At 60.7% G+C, this 16,520-nt stretch carries 18 protein-coding genes; 15 read left to right on the plus strand and 3 right to left on the minus strand.

Features of this window, described 5'->3' with window-relative positions:
* Window positions 1–113 precede the first annotated feature (113 nt).
* Window positions 114–368, plus strand: a complete 255-nt coding sequence (locus RCCGE510_RS17990) for a DUF2934 domain-containing protein (RefSeq protein WP_037079124.1) — start codon at window positions 114–116, stop codon at window positions 366–368.
* 25 nt (window positions 369–393) lie between these two features.
* On the opposite strand, the gene RCCGE510_RS17995 is transcribed toward RCCGE510_RS17990, so the two are convergent.
* Window positions 394–960, minus strand: coding sequence for a GNAT family N-acetyltransferase (locus RCCGE510_RS17995; protein WP_007632254.1), 567 nt, complete (start codon window positions 958–960; stop codon window positions 394–396).
* 64 nt (window positions 961–1,024) lie between these two features.
* On the minus strand, window positions 1,025–1,669 hold the full coding sequence (locus RCCGE510_RS18000; protein WP_007632257.1) for a ThuA domain-containing protein: 645 nt from the start codon (window positions 1,667–1,669) through the stop codon (window positions 1,025–1,027).
* A gap of 249 nt (window positions 1,670–1,918) precedes the next feature.
* Between RCCGE510_RS18000 and galE the strand changes: the two genes are divergently transcribed.
* Together galE and RCCGE510_RS18010 are read left to right on the plus strand one after the other, a co-directional pair.
* A complete protein-coding gene (galE, locus tag RCCGE510_RS18005) occupies window positions 1,919–2,902 on the plus strand; it encodes a UDP-glucose 4-epimerase GalE (protein WP_007632258.1) in 984 nt (327 codons plus the stop codon).
* On the plus strand, window positions 2,880–4,436 hold the full coding sequence (locus RCCGE510_RS18010; RefSeq protein ID WP_037079127.1) for an alkaline phosphatase family protein: 1,557 nt from the start codon (window positions 2,880–2,882) through the stop codon (window positions 4,434–4,436). Before galE ends, RCCGE510_RS18010 begins: the two co-directional genes overlap by 23 nt.
* A 7-nt stretch (window positions 4,437–4,443) precedes the next feature.
* Here the strand turns inward: RCCGE510_RS18010 and RCCGE510_RS18015 are convergent, their stop codons facing one another.
* Window positions 4,444–4,941, minus strand: a complete 498-nt coding sequence (locus tag RCCGE510_RS18015; protein WP_007632260.1) for a DUF1993 domain-containing protein — start codon at window positions 4,939–4,941, stop codon at window positions 4,444–4,446.
* A gap of 326 nt (window positions 4,942–5,267) precedes the next feature.
* Here RCCGE510_RS18015 and RCCGE510_RS18020 point away from each other — a divergent pair, with 326 nt between their 5' ends.
* The 12 genes from RCCGE510_RS18020 to RCCGE510_RS18070 all read left to right on the plus strand — a co-directional run bounded on the left by RCCGE510_RS18020 (window position 5,268) and on the right by RCCGE510_RS18070 (window position 16,393).
* Window positions 5,268–6,197: a sugar ABC transporter substrate-binding protein gene (locus RCCGE510_RS18020; RefSeq protein ID WP_007632261.1), complete on the plus strand. Its 930-nt coding sequence runs from the start codon at window positions 5,268–5,270 to the stop codon at window positions 6,195–6,197.
* A gap of 68 nt (window positions 6,198–6,265) precedes the next feature.
* Complete coding sequence (locus RCCGE510_RS18025; RefSeq protein WP_007632262.1) at window positions 6,266–7,807, plus strand: sugar ABC transporter ATP-binding protein; 1,542 nt, start codon at window positions 6,266–6,268, stop codon at window positions 7,805–7,807.
* 34 nt (window positions 7,808–7,841) lie between these two features.
* Window positions 7,842–8,867 carry an ABC transporter permease gene (locus tag RCCGE510_RS18030; protein ID WP_007632263.1) on the plus strand — a complete coding sequence of 342 codons (1,026 nt, stop codon included), beginning with the start codon at window positions 7,842–7,844 and terminating at the stop codon, window positions 8,865–8,867.
* Between the two features lie 148 nt (window positions 8,868–9,015).
* A complete protein-coding gene (locus RCCGE510_RS18035) occupies window positions 9,016–10,074 on the plus strand; it encodes a dipeptidase (RefSeq protein ID WP_007632264.1) in 1,059 nt (352 codons plus the stop codon).
* Window positions 10,075–10,174: 100 nt separating this feature from the next.
* Window positions 10,175–11,818, plus strand: a complete 1,644-nt coding sequence (locus RCCGE510_RS18040) for an ABC transporter substrate-binding protein (RefSeq protein ID WP_037079131.1) — start codon at window positions 10,175–10,177, stop codon at window positions 11,816–11,818.
* A 19-nt stretch (window positions 11,819–11,837) separates the two neighbouring features.
* Entirely contained in the window at window positions 11,838–12,905 is a 1,068-nt protein-coding gene (locus RCCGE510_RS18045) for an ABC transporter permease (protein ID WP_007632268.1), read from the plus strand.
* Window positions 12,902–13,837 (plus strand): ABC transporter permease, encoded by a 936-nt coding sequence (locus RCCGE510_RS18050; protein WP_007632271.1) that lies wholly within the window; start codon window positions 12,902–12,904, stop codon window positions 13,835–13,837. Before RCCGE510_RS18045 ends, RCCGE510_RS18050 begins: the two co-directional genes overlap by 4 nt.
* Window positions 13,834–14,667 (plus strand): ABC transporter ATP-binding protein, encoded by an 834-nt coding sequence (locus tag RCCGE510_RS18055; RefSeq protein ID WP_007632275.1) that lies wholly within the window; start codon window positions 13,834–13,836, stop codon window positions 14,665–14,667. Before RCCGE510_RS18050 ends, RCCGE510_RS18055 begins: the two co-directional genes overlap by 4 nt.
* Entirely contained in the window at window positions 14,664–15,413 is a 750-nt protein-coding gene (locus RCCGE510_RS18060; protein ID WP_007632279.1) for an ABC transporter ATP-binding protein, read from the plus strand. Before RCCGE510_RS18055 ends, RCCGE510_RS18060 begins: the two co-directional genes overlap by 4 nt.
* Before the next feature lie 162 nt (window positions 15,414–15,575).
* Window positions 15,576–15,764, plus strand: coding sequence for a hypothetical protein (locus RCCGE510_RS18065; protein ID WP_007632280.1), 189 nt, complete (start codon window positions 15,576–15,578; stop codon window positions 15,762–15,764).
* 146 nt (window positions 15,765–15,910) lie between these two features.
* A complete protein-coding gene (locus tag RCCGE510_RS35205; protein WP_007632282.1) occupies window positions 15,911–16,075 on the plus strand; it encodes a hypothetical protein in 165 nt (54 codons plus the stop codon).
* A gap of 132 nt (window positions 16,076–16,207) precedes the next feature.
* A complete protein-coding gene (locus RCCGE510_RS18070; protein ID WP_157179918.1) occupies window positions 16,208–16,393 on the plus strand; it encodes a hypothetical protein in 186 nt (61 codons plus the stop codon).
* Window positions 16,394–16,520: the final 127 nt, after the last annotated feature.

Here is a 16,520-nt window from a genome sequence, read left to right on the forward strand (position 1 = left end):
GGCACTTCGGTATTATCTAAAAACTAACGCTGCCTCGTAACGACTCCTAAAGCCGGTTTTGGCACCTTGTTGCCTATCGAATATTGCTTCCAAATTTCTCGCTGGGGTTGATTATGAGTCATAATAGAGACGCCTGGGTCAGCCAGCGCGCTTATTCATTGTGGGAATCGGAAGGCAGGCCGGAGGGGCGCGGGGATAGCCATTGGGCGCAGGCGCTGAGGGAGTTCGAGCAGCTGGAGCTGACGAAGGCCTCGCCGGATGGAAACGAGCTCATCGAGAAGCTGAAGGCAGCCGGGCGGCTGATGCGGATCTATGACGAGGCGGACTCGGCCGTCGACAGCGACCGGCAGATCAAAGCCGCTCTCTAGACCAGTTTCCCGATTGCCGAAATAGTCAGCGGCAATCCAGGCGGACGATCGGCCTGGTGGGCAGACGTCTTGCCACTTCAATGAAGCCGGCATCGAGAAATATCGAGAGCGTGCCCGGGTAGAGGTCGCCTGTCCCCGACATACGGCGCTGATCGACGGGATAGGCTTCGAGACATTCGGCCCCGTTCGCCCTTGCAAATTCGACGGCATGTTTCAAAAGCAAACGAGACAGGCCTTGCCGCCGGAACGGCTTGCGGATGATGAAGCAGTTGATCGACCAGACCGGCCTGTCATCGACCGGCGCGAAAGGTTTTGAGCGGCGCAGCCGGTCGAAGACGGCGCGTGGCGCGACGCCGCACCATCCGGCCGGCTCGTCGTCGAGATAGCCGAGAATGCCCGGCGGGCGTGGCCCCTCAAGCAGACTTCGAAACCAGTTGCGATTTCCCTCGCCCCATCCCGCCTTGTAATCGGCATTCGCCAGATACCAGTAGGCGCAATGGCAATTCCGGCCGCCGGCGCAATCGTCGAAGACCGCTTCAATATCGGTCAGGCGGTCGGCGGTTGCGGGGACGAAAGAGAAGCGATCGGACATAGGGGCAAATTGTGGCGCGGAGGCCGATCGGCAAGCGGCCCCCGCCCGGCCCGTTCGCCCAACACTATTGGCGGGCGGCCCAGCTCAGGCCGCGCCGCAGGATGAGCGGCATATACGGATGGTCGAATTCGGCGGCGACATGGCCGAGCGCGGAATAGAAGATGCGGCCGGCGCCGAAATGGCGTTTGAAGACGACGGGCATCACCACGTTGCGGGCGGCCGGATCGTAGGCGCCGGTGAAGGTGGTGGTCGCCAGGATTTCGACAGTCGGATCAAAGTGCAGATAATATTGCTCCGACCGGTAGTCGAAATCGGGAATGCCCTCCATCACCGGATCGTCCTGGCGGGTGACGGCAACGCGGAAGTCGATGATGTTGCCGGGATGGGCGACCCAGGTGACGCCGGAGACATAGCGGAAAGCGGCGCTTTCCTTGAAGGATGTGGCGAGCGCGCCGTGATGGCCGGCAAGCCCGAGCCCGCCGCGCACCGCTTCGACCAGGGCGCTGGCGTGAGGCTTTTCCAGCGTTTCGCCGGTGATGATCGGCACCAGCAGATCGGCTTTTGCGAGCGTCGGCGATGCGAATATGCCGAGATCGCCGGTGACCTCGACCGCAAAATCGTCCTCGCGTAACAAGTCGGCGACGATATCAGCGCATTGCTCCGGCTCATGACCCTGCCAGCCGCCCCAAACGACCAAAGCCTTCCTCATTCGCGCTCTCCCTGCCTGACTGCCGCGGACCGTTGATCGTCGCCGGATGGTACAAGCCCCTTAGATTGGGCGGTTACGCAAATCACGCGAATAATTCCGAATGCCGCCGGTCCGGCGCAAATCGCGAGGGGTCGCGCCTGCTTCGTCATTTGACGTATTGTCCGTTCACGCTTATCGCAATTCCTTCTTTTTATTGACGTCTATCTCGTCTAGGTTTCTTTCGTCTATCGCTAATAATAGGGGTGTTGCATGGCAGGTGAAACGGTTCTTGTCGTCGGCGGCGCCGGCTATATCGGCTCGCATACGTGCCTCGATCTGGCGAACAAGGGCTATAAGCCTGTCGTCTTCGATAATTTTTCGAACGGCCATCGCGAGTTCGTCAAATGGGGTCCGGCCGAGGAAGGCGATATTCGTGATCGCGCCCGGCTGGACGAGGTGCTGGCCAAGCACAAGCCCGCGGCGATCCTGCATTTCGCGGCGCTGATCGAGGTCGGCGAATCGGTGAAGGATCCGGTTTCCTTCTATGAGAACAATGTGATCGGCACTTTGACGCTGCTTTCGGCGGCTCAGGCGGCCGGTATCAACGCCTTCGTCTTCTCCTCCACCTGCGCGACCTACGGTCTGCCGCAGAGCGTGCCGCTCGACGAAACCCACCGGCAGGTGCCGATCAATCCCTACGGGCGGACGAAATATATCGTCGAGCAAGCGCTTGCCGACTACGATCAGTACAGGAGCCTGCGCTCGGTGGTGCTGCGTTATTTCAATGCGGCGGGCGCTGATTTCGAAGGCCGGATCGGCGAATGGCACCAGCCGGAGACGCATGCGATACCGCTGGCGATCGACGCTGCACTCGGCCGCCGCCAGGGCTTCAAGGTGTTCGGCAGCGATTACGAGACACGCGACGGCACCTGCGTGCGCGACTATATCCACGTGCTGGATCTTGCCGATGCGCATGTGCGCGCCGTCGAATATCTGCTGAGAGGCGGCGATTCCGTCGCGCTCAACCTCGGCACCGGCACCGGCACCACGGTCAGGGAATTGCTCGGCGCGATCGAGGATGTGTCGAACCGGCCTTTCCCGGTCGACTATATCGGCCGGCGCGAAGGCGATTCGCATACGCTGGTCGCCAATAACGACAAGGCGCGCGATGTGCTCGGCTGGGTGCCGCAGTATGATCTCAGTCAGATCATCCGTTCCGCCTGGAACTGGCATGCCAAAACCAACCAGCACTGAGCCCAGAATAGAGAAGGGCCGCCGGCCGAATATCCTGCTGATCACGGCGGACCAGTGGCGTGGCGATTGCCTGTCGGCTGTCGGTCATCCTTGCGTGAAAACGCCCAATGTCGATGCGCTGGCGCGCCAGGGCACGCTCTTCCGGCGGCACTATGCCGGTGCGGCGCCCTGCTCGCCGGCGCGGGCGACGCTCTATACCGGCCTCTACCAGATGAACCATCGCGTCTGCCGCAATGGTTCGCCGCTCGATGCCCGCTTCGACAATCTGGCGCTGGCCGCCCGACGGGCGGGATACGACCCGACGCTGTTCGGCTATACGGATACGGCGCCCGATCCGCGCGGGATGGATGCCGATGATCCGCATCTGACGAGTTATGAAGGCGTGTTGCCGGGCTTTACCTCACGCCAATTGTTGCCGGAGCATGAAAGACAGTGGCTCTCCTGGCTGAGGTCGCGCGGCCATCAGGACGCCGTCAGCCGCGACATCCATATTCCCGTCGGCGCGCGGGCCGGCGACATTTCCGATGCGGCGCCGGCCTATTCCAGCGACGAGACTCAGACGGCGTTCCTGGCCGGCGAGTTTATTCGCTGGCTCGGCGAACAGGACAGGCCGTGGTTTGCGCATGTCTCGTTCTTGCGGCCACATCCGCCATTTTCGGTGCCGGAACCGTTCAACCGGATGTTCAAGCCGGGCGAGGGACCGGCTTTTGCGCGCGCGGAAAACCGCCAGGCGGAACAGGCCGCGCATCCCTATCTGGCTTACGCCATGCCGGGCTCCGACAAAGGCAGTTTCATCCATGGGGCGACGGGACCGCTCAGCGACTGGAACGGCGAGGATTTCGCCGCGATCCGGGCGATCTATTATGGGATGATAGCAGAGGTCGATGCGCAGCTCGGCCGCATCTGGCAGGCCCTGAAGGATGCGGGTGCCTGGGACGATACGCTCATCGTCTTCACCTCCGACCATGCGGAGATGGCGGGCGATCACTGGACGCTGGGGAAAGGCGGCTTTTTCGACGGCAGCTACCATATTCCGCTTGTCATTCGCGATCCCGCAAGCGGTGCAGCGGGCGGGGTCGTCGAGGATTTCACCAGTGCCGCGGATATATTTCCGACCCTTTGCCAAAGGCTCGGCATCGAAGCGAAGAACGGCCTCGACGGGCGGTCGCTGACGCCGTTTGTCGACGGCGGGAGCGGACAGGGCTGGCGGGACGCGGCATTTTGGGAATTCGATTTCCGCGATATCGCCGCGGGCGAGGCGGAGCGGCATTTCGGGCTCCAATCCAATCAATGCAATCTGGCAGTGATCCGCGATGCGCGGTTCAAATATGTGCATTTTGCCGGCTTGCCGCCGCTGCTCTTCAATCTCAGCGACGATCCGATGGAGCTCGACAATGTCGCGGCGGATCCGGCCTATGCGGCGATACGGCTCGAGTATGCCGAAAGACTGCTGTCGCTCCGGGCTCGGCATCTCGATCAGACGCTCGCCTATACCGAGCTGACGGAAAAAGGGCCGGTGACGCGCCGGCCCTGACTCCTTTTTACCCGAGATAATCGCGCTTACCGATCGGCGCACCCTGGTTGCGCAGGATGGCGTGGGCCGTCGTGACGTGGAAATAGAAGTTCGGCAGGGCGAAGGCGGTGACATATTCGCTGCCTGGGAGCACGATGCCGCTCTTGCCCGGCAAGGTGATCTCACGGCTTTCCGTGGCCTCCAGCGCGTCTTGCGAGAAGCTGGCGAGATAGGCATCGGTCTTTGCCAGGCGCTCGCGCAGATCGTCGAACGTCTTTTCGTTGTCCTCGAATTTCGGAGCGTCGGTGCCGGTCAGGCGGGCGAGGGCGAATTTGGCGCTGTCGCTCGCGCGTTGATACTGGCCGGAAAGCGGCAGCATGTCGGGCGCGAGGCGAGCGGCGACCAAGATGGCAGGATCGATATTCTTTTCCTTCGCATAGGCTTCGGCCTTGTCGAGGTAGGTTTTCAGGCTGGCAAGGCCGCGCTGAAACATCGGAACGGTGAGGCGATACATCGAAATGGACATTGGTCCTGTCTCCAAAATCTTCAAATAATCCGGCCACGGCGAGAGATCGAAGGCGCCTGCGGCCGCGAGCCTGTCTTCGACCCTGCCATAGATGGATGCTCTCTTCGTCTTTCACAATGCGGGGGATTGCAGGCTCGCCGCTAAAGAGGCTTGACGTTGTTTCCAGAAAATGGAATGAATATTCCGAAGAGCGGATTTGACGGTTTGTTTGTTCCGTTTTTGGGGCGCTGCAGGAGAGCGGCGCGGGGAATTTCGGCTTCAAGGCAATGCCTGGAGCTCCGGCGTGAGGAGGGTGCAGCCGGGCACCGCTTTGTGGAGGAAGTGAAATGAAAAAGTTTATCCTGGGCACTGCGATGGCGCTCGTCATGTCGACGGCGGTCCACGCGGAAACCGTCGGCGTCTCGATGGCGAAATTCGACGACAACTTTCTGACGGTTCTGCGCAACGGCATGACCGATTATGCCAAGACGCTGAGCGGTGTGACGCTGCAGGTCGAAGACGCACAGAACGACGTTTCCAAGCAGCAGAGCCAGATCCAGAATTTCATCGCCTCCAAGGTCGATGCAATCATCGTCAACCCCGTCGATACCGATGCGACCACGGCAATGTCGAAGCTCGCCGCCGATGCCGGCATTCCGCTGGTCTATGTCAACCGTCAGCCGGTCAATGTCGACACGCTGCCGGAGAAGCAGGCCTTCGTCGCATCCAACGAGCAGGAATCCGGCACGCTGGAAACCAAGGAAGTCTGCCGCATTCTCGGCGGCAAGGGCAAGGCCGTGGTGATCATGGGCGAGCTTTCCAACCAGGCTGCGCGCATGCGCACCCAGGACGTCCATGACGTTGTCAGGACCGACGAATGCAAGGGTCTGGAAATCGTCGAAGAGCAGACGGCCAACTGGGATCGCACCCAGGGCGCCGACCTGATGGCCAACTGGCTCTCCAGCGGCATCGAATTCGACGCCGTGATTTCCAACAACGACGAAATGGCGATCGGCGCGATCCAGGCACTGAAGGCAGCCGGCAAAGACATGACCAAGGTCGTCGTCGGCGGTGTCGACGCCACGCAGGATGCGCTTGCCGCCATGCAGGCCGGCGATCTCGATGTCACGGTGTTCCAGGACGCGGCCGGCCAGGGCAAGGGTTCGCTCGATGCAGCCCTTAAGATCGCCAAGGGCGAAAAGGTCGAGAAGAAGGTTTATATTCCCTTCCAGCTCGTCACCCCTGCCAACGTCAAGGACTTCGTCACCAAGAACTGAGGCGAACGCCAGGGAGGATGCGGGCAAAACCCGCGTCCTTTCGCCTGTCCGTATCCGGAGGAGATGATATGGCCGTCAGCCCGACAACCATGGCCGCCGTGCGTGCAAGCGGCGCAGTCCCGAATGCGGAATATCTGTTGAGCGCCGAGGGCGTTCGTAAGGAATTTCCGGGTGTCGTCGCCCTCGACGACGTACAGTTCCGGCTGAAGCGCGCCTCCGTGCATGCGCTGATGGGCGAAAACGGCGCCGGTAAATCGACGCTGATGAAGATCCTTGCCGGCATCTACATACCCGACAAAGGCGATATCCGCCTGAAAGGCATCGAGATCCAGCTGAAATCTCCGCTCGACGCGCTGGAGAACGGCATTGCTATGATCCATCAGGAACTGAACCTGATGCCGTTCATGACGGTGGCGGAAAATATCTGGATCCGCCGCGAACCGAAGAACCGCTTCGGTTTCGTCGATCACGGCGTCATGCATCGCATGACCGAGGAGCTGTTTACCCGGCTCAATATATCGATCGACCCCGAGATCGAGGTCCGCCACCTGTCGGTCGCCAACCGGCAGATGGTCGAGATCGCCAAGGCGGTTTCCTATAATTCCGATGTGCTGATCATGGACGAGCCGACTTCGGCGCTGACCGAGCGCGAGGTCGAGCATCTTTTCCGCATTATCCGCGATCTCAGATCTCAGGGCATTGGCATCGTCTACATCACCCACAAGATGAACGAGCTTTTCGAGATCGCCGACGAGTTCTCGGTGTTTCGTGACGGCCGCTATATCGGCACGCATGCCTCGACCGACGTGACCCGCGACGACATCATCCGGATGATGGTCGGGCGCGAGATCACCCAGATGTTTCCGAAAGAAGACGTGCCGATCGGCGAGGTCATGCTGTCCGTCAAGGATCTTTGCCTCAACGGCGTCTTTAAGAACGTCTCCTTCGAGGTGAGGGCGGGCGAGATCCTCGGGGTGGCGGGCCTTGTTGGTTCCGGGCGGTCGAATGTCGCCGAAACGCTGTTCGGCGTGACCCCGGCAAGCTCCGGCTCGATCGAACTCTACGGCAAGCCGGTGACGATTTCTTCGCCGACCGAGGCCATCCGCCATCAGATGGCCTTCCTGACCGAGGACCGCAAGGACACCGGCTGTCTGTTGATCCTCGATATTCTCGAGAACATGCAGATCGCCGTTCTCCAGGACAGATATGTCAAGGGTGGTTTCGTGCAGCAGGGCGCCATCGAGGCGACCTGCGAAGACATGGCAAAAAAGCTCCGCGTGAAAACGCCTAATCTTTACGAGCGGGTGGAAAATCTTTCCGGCGGCAATCAGCAGAAGGTGCTGATCGGGCGCTGGCTGCTCACCAATCCGCGGATCCTCATTCTCGACGAGCCGACGCGCGGCATCGATGTCGGCGCCAAGGCGGAAATCCACCGGCTGGTGACGGAGATGGCGCGAAACGGCGTCGCCGTCATCATGATTTCGTCCGAGATGCCCGAGGTTCTCGGGATGAGCGACCGCATCATGGTCATGCATGAGGGACGCGTGACCGGTTTCCTCAATCGCGATGAAGCAACGCAGATCAAGGTGATGGAGCTGGCTGCGCAGTGATGCGCCGCCCGCGATCGCCCAAGGGAGGTTTGACATGAGTACCAAGGCAGCAGAGGGCGCGGCTCCGCTCGCAACCCGGCAAAGGCGGCGGCGCCTACCGACTGAGCTCAGCATTTTCCTCGTGCTCGTCGGCATCGCGCTGATCTACGAAGTGCTCGGCTGGGTGTTCATCGGCCAAAGCTTCCTGATGAATTCGCAGCGTCTGACGATCATGATCCTGCAAGTCTCGGTGATCGGCATCATCGCCGTCGGCGTCACGCAGGTGATCATCACCGGCGGCATCGATCTTTCGTCGGGCTCGGTCGTCGGCATGACGGCGATGATCGCAACAAGCTTCGCCCAGTCGTCGACCTGGGGACGGGCGGTCTTTCCCTCGCTGACCGACTTGCCGGCTTTCGTGCCGATCGTGGTCGGCTTGCTGATCGGGGCCGCGGCGGGTCTCGCGAACGGCGCGCTCATCGCCTACACGAAGATCCCGCCGTTCATCGCAACACTCGGCATGTTCGTTTCGGCCCGCGGTGTGGCGAAGTGGTATACCAAGGGACAGCCGGTTTCCGGGATCACCGAGCAGTTTCACTTCATCGGAACCAAGGCCTGGCCGGTCGTCGTCTTCCTGGTCGTTGCGCTGATCTTTCACATCGCGCTGCGTTACACCCGCTACGGAAAATTCACCTATGCCATCGGCGCCAACCCGCAAGCGGCGCGCGTTTCCGGCATCAATATCGAGGCGCATCTCGTCAAGGTCTATGTGATTGCCGGATTGCTTGCCGGCCTTGCCGGTATCGTCACGGCGGCACGCGCGGAAACCGCACAGGCAAGCATGGGCGTCGGCTATGAACTCGATGCGATCGCGGCGACTGTCATCGGCGGCACCTCGCTGACCGGCGGCGTCGGGCGCATTACCGGCACCGTCATCGGCACCATCATCCTCGGAGTCATGACCTCCGGCTTCACGTTCCTCAGGATCGACGCCTACTACCAGGAGATCGTCAAGGGTCTGATCATCGTCGCGGCTGTGGTCATCGACGTCTACAGACAGAAGAAGCGCCGCAAGCACTGATTTCAAATGGTGCGATCCGATGGTTTTTGCGGGGGCTTCGGCCCCCGTTCCGTTTTTAGAGCATGAGGACGGAATTTATAAAAAAGAGGTGGCGAATTCCGTCAGCTTTTCTATTCTGGTCTTCCGCTCGGGCAGCGCAGGAAGATAGATGCAATTCGTATTTGACGGTCACAACGACGTTCTCCTTCGACTTTGGACACATTCAAGAGACGGTAGCGACCCAATCGCGGAATTCGCAGACGGCACCACCGTCGGCCATATCGATGCACGTCGAGCCAGAGAGGGCGGACTTTCGGGCGGTCTCTGCGCCATCTATATTCCCTCGGGCGATCTCGTCTTCGCCGATCCGGATGCCGATGGCCGCTATATCACGCCGATGGCGGCCCCTCTCGATCCGCTGCCTTCCCTTGCCATTGCCAACGAAATGGCGGCGATCGCGCTGCGGCTCGACCAGGCGGGTGCCTGGCGGCTCTGCCGGACGGTGAAAGATATCCGCGGCGCCATGGTCGACGATATTTTTGCCGCCGTCATGCACATGGAAGGCTGCGAGGCGATTGGTGCGGATCTTTCGGCGCTCGAGGTGTTTTATGCGGCGGGGCTGCGGTCGCTCGGGCCAGTCTGGAGCCGGCACAATGTCTTCGGCTACGGCGTACCCTTCGCCTTCCCGATGTCGCCGGACACGGCGCCCGGCCTCACCGATGCCGGGTTTGCGCTGGTGAGGGAATGCAATCGCCTCGGCATTCTGGTCGACCTTGCCCATATCACCGAGAAGGGGTTCTGGGACATAGCGAAGACGACGGACAAGCCGCTGGTCGCCAGCCATTCCAACGCCCATGCGCTGACGCCGGTCGCGCGCAATCTGACGGACAGACAGCTCGATGCAATCCGCGAAAGCCGCGGGCTCGTCGGTATCAACTATGCCACCGCCATGCTGCGTGCCGACGGCCGCTCGGACGGCGATACGCCGCTGGCCGACATGATCCGCCACATCGACTATCTGGTGAACCGCATCGGCATCGACTGCGTCGGCCTCGGATCGGACTTCGACGGCGCCACCATTCCGGAGGAAATCGGCGATGCAAGCGGCAATCAGAAGCTGATTGCCGCTCTCAGGGAGGTTGGTTATGGTGAGGCCGATCTCACGAAACTTGCCCGTGAAAATTGGCTTCGCATTCTCGCGCAAGCCTGGCGGGAGGACGACGCCTAAAGTGCTGCGCGCCTCTGGACGCGCGAAGAACTGACAATAGTTTTAATGGGGCGTGACCGATAAAACGCTTCGTAATCAATTAAGAACAGGGGAACAAACTATGATGATCACCAAGCTCAGCCGCAGTTTCCGCCTGCTTTCCGCAGGGGCCGCTCTTTCGCTGCTGATGATGGCAGCACCCTCCGCTTTCGCCGAAACCCCGAAGGATACGCTGGTCGAAGGTTTTGCCATCGACGATATCATCACGATGGATCCTGGCGAGGCGTTCGAGCTCTCGACCGCCGAAATCACCACCAACAGCTACAGCCTGCTCGTCCGTCTCGATATGGACGACACATCCAAGGTGAAAGGCGATCTGGCCGACAGCTGGAGCGTTTCCGATGACGGTCTGACCTATACGTTCAAGTTGAAATCGGGCCTGAAATTCGCCTCCGGCAACCCAATCACCGCCGAAGACGTTGCCTGGTCGTTCGAGCGCGCCGTCAAGCTCGACAAAAGCCCGGCCTTCATCCTCACGCAATTCGGCCTGACCGGCGACAATGTCGCGGAAAAAGCCAAGGCGGCCGATGCCGGCACGTTCGTGTTCACCGTCGACAAGGCCTATGCACCGAGCTTTGTGCTCAACTGCCTGACGGCCACGGTCGCTTCCGTCGTCGACAAGAAGCTGGTGATGGAGCATGTGAAGGCGGTGACGCCCGATGCCGAGCACAAATACGACAATGATTTCGGCAATGAGTGGCTGAAGACCGGCTATGCCGGTTCCGGCGCTTACAAGCTGCGCGAATGGCGCGCCAATGAAGTCGTCGTTCTGGAGCGCAACGACAATTATTACGGCGACAAGGCAAAGCTCAACCGCGTCATCTACCGCTACATGAAGGAAAGCGCTGCCCAGCGGCTGGCGCTCGAAGCCGGCGACATCGATATCGCCCGCAACCTCGAGCCTGGCGACATCGACGCCGTTTCGAAGAATGCCGATCTCGCGACGACGAGTGCGCCGAAGGGCACGATCTATTATGTCAGCCTGAACAACAAGAACGAGAACCTGAAGAAGCCGGAAGTCCAGGAAGCTTTCAAGTATCTGGTCGATTATGATGCGATCGGCGCAACCTTGATCAAGGGTATCGGCGAAATCCATCAGACCTTCCTGCCGAAGGGCCAGCTCGGCGCGCTCGACGAAAATCCCTACAAGCTCGATGTCGCCAAGGCAAAGGAGCTGCTCGCCAAGGCCGGCGTGCCTGACGGTTTCTCGATCACCATGGATGTGCGCAACAGCCAGCCGGTGACCGGTATCGCCGAATCCATGCAGCAGACGCTGGCGCAGGCCGGCGTGAAGATGGAGATCATCCCGGGCGACGGCAAGCAGACGCTGACCAAGTACCGCGCCCGCACCCATGACATGTATATCGGCCAATGGGGTTCGGACTATTTCGACCCGAATTCGAATGCCGATACCTTTACCGGCAATCCCGACAATTCCGATGCCGGCACGGTGAAGACGCTCGCATGGCGCAACACTTGGGAAGCGCCGGAGCTCGACAAGCAAGCCAAGGCCGCACTTCTGGAACGCGACGCCGCCAAGCGCGCCGCCATTTATCAGGATATCCAGAAAAAGTACCTGGAAAACAGCCCCTTCGTCTTCATCTTCCAGCAGACCGAGGTGGCCGGTTACCGCAAAAGCGTGAAGGACTTCAAACTGGGTCCGAGCTTCGACACCAATTTCGTCGGTCCGATCGCCAAGGAATAGTCCGGCAGGATTGAGTGACTTGAGCACCGTTGAAACGACACAGGCGGCGCGGCCCCGAAAGGGCCGTGCTGGTGCCTTCGCAAAGGCGCTGGGGCGGTTTCTGTTTGCCGCCGTCACCACCTATTTCGGCCTTCTGGCCGTTACCTTCTTCATCGGCCGCGTTGTGCCGATCGATCCCGTGCTCGCCATTCTCGGCGATCGCGCCCCCACCCATGTCGTCGAGCGCGTGCGCCAGGAGATGGGCTTCAACCTGCCGCTCTATCAGCAGTTCTTCATCTATATCAAGGGCATCCTGTCCGGCGATTTCGGCAATTCGGTGCTGACGACCAATCCGGTCATGGTCGATATCCGCCGCGTCCTGCCGGCAACTGTCGAGCTTGCAACGCTCGGAACGCTCATCGGCGCTTTCGTCGGCGTGCCGCTGGGCGTTCTCGCCGCCGTGCGCCGCGGCAGCATCGCCGACCAAGTGGTGCGGGTCGTCGGCCTGATTGGCTATTCGGTGCCGATCTTCTGGTTGGCGCTGATCTCGCTCGTCATCTTCTATGCGCGACTGCGCTGGGTGGCTTTTCCCGGCCGTATCGATATCGTCTACGAATATACCTTCACGCCGATCACCGGCTTCTACCTGCTGGACAGCGCCTGGCAGGGGCAATGGGATGTCTTCTACGATGTCTTCCGCCACATCATCCTGCCTGCATCGCTGCTCGGCTATTTTTCGCTCGCCTATATCAGCCGCATGACGCGCAGCTTCATGCTGAACGAGCTTTCCCAGGAATATATCGTTGCCGCGCGCGCCAAGGGGCTTTCGGAAACCCGGGTGATCTGGGGCCATGCGCTGCGCAATGCCGCGGTGCCGCTGGTCACCGTCATCGCACTTTCCTATGCCGGCCTGCTCGAAGGCTCGGTGCTGACCGAGACCGTCTTTTCCTGGCCGGGCATCGGGCTCTACATCACCAATTCGCTGCAGAACGCCGACATGAATGCCGTGCTGGGTGGGACGATCGTTATCGGTACGGTCTTCATCGGCATCAACCTTCTGTCCGATCTTCTCTACCGGACGCTCGACCCGAGGACGCGAAACCGATGACGGCCCCTGCCAGCCCCTCGCCCGCGATGAGCCGCCGCGAATGGCTGCTGTCCGACCGGCCGCAATCGCGCATGCAGGCCCGCCTCGGCCGCGCCTACGTTACCTGGCGGCAGTTCACGGCCAACAGGCTCGCCGTCGTCGGCCTGCTGATCATCATCGCGCTGCTTTTCATCGCCGCTTTTGCCGATGTGCTCGCCACGCATAATCCCGTCGTCGGCGATCTGCGCAATGCCCGTCTGCTGCCGCCCGGAACGGCTGAATTCCTGCTCGGCACCGATGACCAGGGCCGCGACATCTATTCGCGGCTGATCTACGGATCGCGTTTGACGCTGCTCGTTATCGTGCTCGTCGCCGTCATTTCGGCGCCGATCGGTCTGATCGTCGGCACGGTATCGGGTTATGCCGGCGGCTGGGTGGATGCGACGCTGATGCGCATCACCGATATTTTCCTCGCCTTTCCGAAGCTGGTGCTGGCGCTCGCCTTTGTTGCCGCGCTCGGTCCCGGCATTCAGAACGCGATCATCGCCATCGCCATCACATCCTGGCCGCCCTATGCCCGCATCGCGCGGGCCGAGACGCTGACGGTCCGGCGGTCCGATTATATTTCGGCGGTGAAGCTGATGGGCGCCTCGCCGTTCCGCATCATCCTGCGCCATGTCATGCCGCTCTGCATTTCCTCGCTGATCGTGCGCGTGACGCTCGACATGGCGGGCATCATCCTGACCGCCGCCGGTCTGGGCTTCCTCGGCCTCGGGGCGCAGCCGCCGCTGCCGGAATGGGGGGCGATGATCGCTTCGGGACGCCGCTTCATCCTCGATCAATGGTGGGTTGCGGCGATGCCCGGCATCGCCATCCTCATCGTCAGCCTCGGCTTCAATCTGCTTGGCGACGGCCTGCGCGACGCGCTCGATCCGAAGGAGAGCGGCCAATGACGACACTCCTGACCGTGGACAAGCTCAAGGTCAGCTACCCCACGCGCACCGGTATGATCGAGGCCGTGCGCGGCGTCTCCTTCACGCTCGGCAAGGAAAGGCTCGGCATCGTCGGCGAATCCGGTTCGGGAAAATCGCAGACCGGCAGGGCGATCATGGGGCTGACGCCGAAACACGCTATCGTCACGGCCGACAGGCTGGATTTCAACGGCATCGACCTGATCAAGGCCTCCGCCGGCGAAAGGCGCAGGCTGCGGGGCAAGCGCATCGCCATGATCCTGCAGGATCCGAAATATTCGCTCGATCCGGTCATGACGATCGGGCGGCAGATCTGCGAAACGCTGCGGACCCACGAAAGGGTCGGCAAGTCAGAGGCGCGCGAGCGCGCGCTCGCCATGCTGGAAGCGGTGCAGATCCGCGATCCGAAACGTGTCTTCGACCTGCATCCGCACGAGGTTTCGGGCGGCATGGGACAGCGCGCGATGATCGCCATGATGCTAATTGCCGGCCCTGAACTGCTGATTGCCGATGAGCCGACTTCGGCGCTCGACGTGACGGTGCAGCTTGATGTGCTGAGAATCATGGACAGGCTGGTGGCGGAGCGCGGCATGGGGCTGATCTTCGTTTCCCACGATCTGAGGCTGGTCTCTTCCTTCTGCGACCGGGTCATCGTCATGTATGCCGGAAAGATCGTCGAGGAGCTTGCGGCCGCCGATCTCAAGCATGCGAAGCATCCCTATACGCAAGGATTGCTGAATTGCATGCCCGAGATCGGCCAGAACCGTCATCCGCTGCCGGTGCTGGATCGCAAGCCGGAGTGGGCGGCATGAGCGCAGCACTCCAGGCCGACAATCTCAGCGTCATCTACGATCAATTTCACGCGCTGAAGGATGTCAGCGTCACGGTTGAGCGCGGCGAATCCTTTGGTCTCGTCGGCGAGTCAGGCTCCGGAAAATCGACTTTGCTGCGGGCGGTCGCCGGACTGGCGCCGATCAGCGGCGGCGCGATCAATATCGATGGCGAAGCCCTGAAAGGGTCCAAACGCAGCAAAATCTTCTATCGGCGCGTGCAGATGGTCTTTCAGGATCCATATGGTTCGCTGCATCCGCGCCAGACGATCGACCGGCTCCTGCTTGAGCCACTGGCGATTCACGGCATCGACGACGGCGAAAAGCGCATCGCCCGCGCGCTCGACGAAGTCGGCCTCGGCAATGGTTTCCGCTTCCGCTATCCGCACCAGCTCTCCGGCGGCCAGCGGCAGCGTGTGGCGATCGCCCGGGCATTGATTGTCGAACCGTCGATCCTGCTGCTCGACGAGCCGACATCGGCGCTCGACGCCTCGGTGCAGGCAGAGGTGCTGAACCTGTTGGAGCAGATCCGGCGCGACCGCAAGCTCACCTTCGTGATGGTGAGCCACGATCTCGGTGTCATCACCCATATGTGCGAAAGGTTGGCCGTGATGCGCAACGGCGCCGTCGTCGAACGTTTGAGTTCGCAAGACCTGGCAAGCGGCGCGGTTCGGGAGGCCTACACGAAAAATTTGATGATCGCCAGCAAGGGCTTCGTAAAAGCCTGAAACGCAATCTTTTCAAACCGTTGAAAAGAAAGAGCCGGTGGCGGCGTTAAGGATAAGACTTCCCTAAAAGACGACCATTCAACTAGACTATTGACAGCTGCCTTGCTTCTGTCATGATCCTGTTAACGTTTGTTAGCTTTCGTGATCGATGGAGGTTGAAGCATGTTCTTTCTCGGTGGGATGACCATGGGCTACCTAGATCCTCCCGTCAAAGCCGATCGCAGGGAACCAATTGCGGCATCTCTTCCTGCGGAAAAGGACCGCCGGCTGATCGACACTTCGTCCAATTCGCCGCAAAGCGAGAACGCCGTCGAGCGCTCGTTGATCTGGGCATGGCGCGTACTCTGCTAAGAAGGCGGGCTGCCAAAACGGTTGGTTGAATTTTCTCCTCCGTTCGCTCTGGACGGAAATTTATCTCTACCTAGTTGATAGAGAAAATAAGAATATCAACGCGAGCCGCACAACCGGCCGCACGAAAACAACAACGGAGGCGACATATGGCAGATCTGGGTATTTCGCATGCTCACGTGAACCAGTACGGTTCCATCCCGGCCAAGAAGGTGCTCACCACGCGCCACAGGCTTCAGACGCTGCTCCATGGAGCGATCTTCACTGCGGCATTCCTGTTCGTCGTCGCCATGGTTTGCGGGGTCGTCGGGTAATCGGCAAATGGCAGGCGTCGGAGATGCCGGCGCTGCGGGCGGTTTTCGCCTTTATTGAATTCCGGAAACTCTCATCCGGCGTTCTGCTCGAATGTCAAAGGCGAGTTGCCATAAGAGGGCATGTTGCTCTGGTTGATCGAAGCCGATCCCATCATCATTCTTCCGTCCTTCTTTCATTTCATCAAAAACGGCCGCGTCGACCTTATTCGTGCGACCGGTATCGAAGAGTACCTGCACTGCCGGCACCTGGTGCCGGCTTTTTTTGTCGTGCCTGCCGCCGAGATCAGCGTGCTGAGGCTGTGTGCCCATGCCTTTTGACTTGAATTATCTCGATAGTGTCCAAACTTTCGACATGGCTTTCGCGGAGAGGTATCAATGGTCCGCATCACCCGTCGGGCCGCGTCCCTTGCCAGCGTTCAGCCCGTTTGCATCGCTTGCCCAAGTG

The sequence above is a fragment of the Rhizobium sp. CCGE 510 genome, from assembly GCF_000292525.1.
In the GTDB taxonomy this organism is placed as follows: Bacteria; Pseudomonadota; Alphaproteobacteria; order Rhizobiales; family Rhizobiaceae; genus Rhizobium.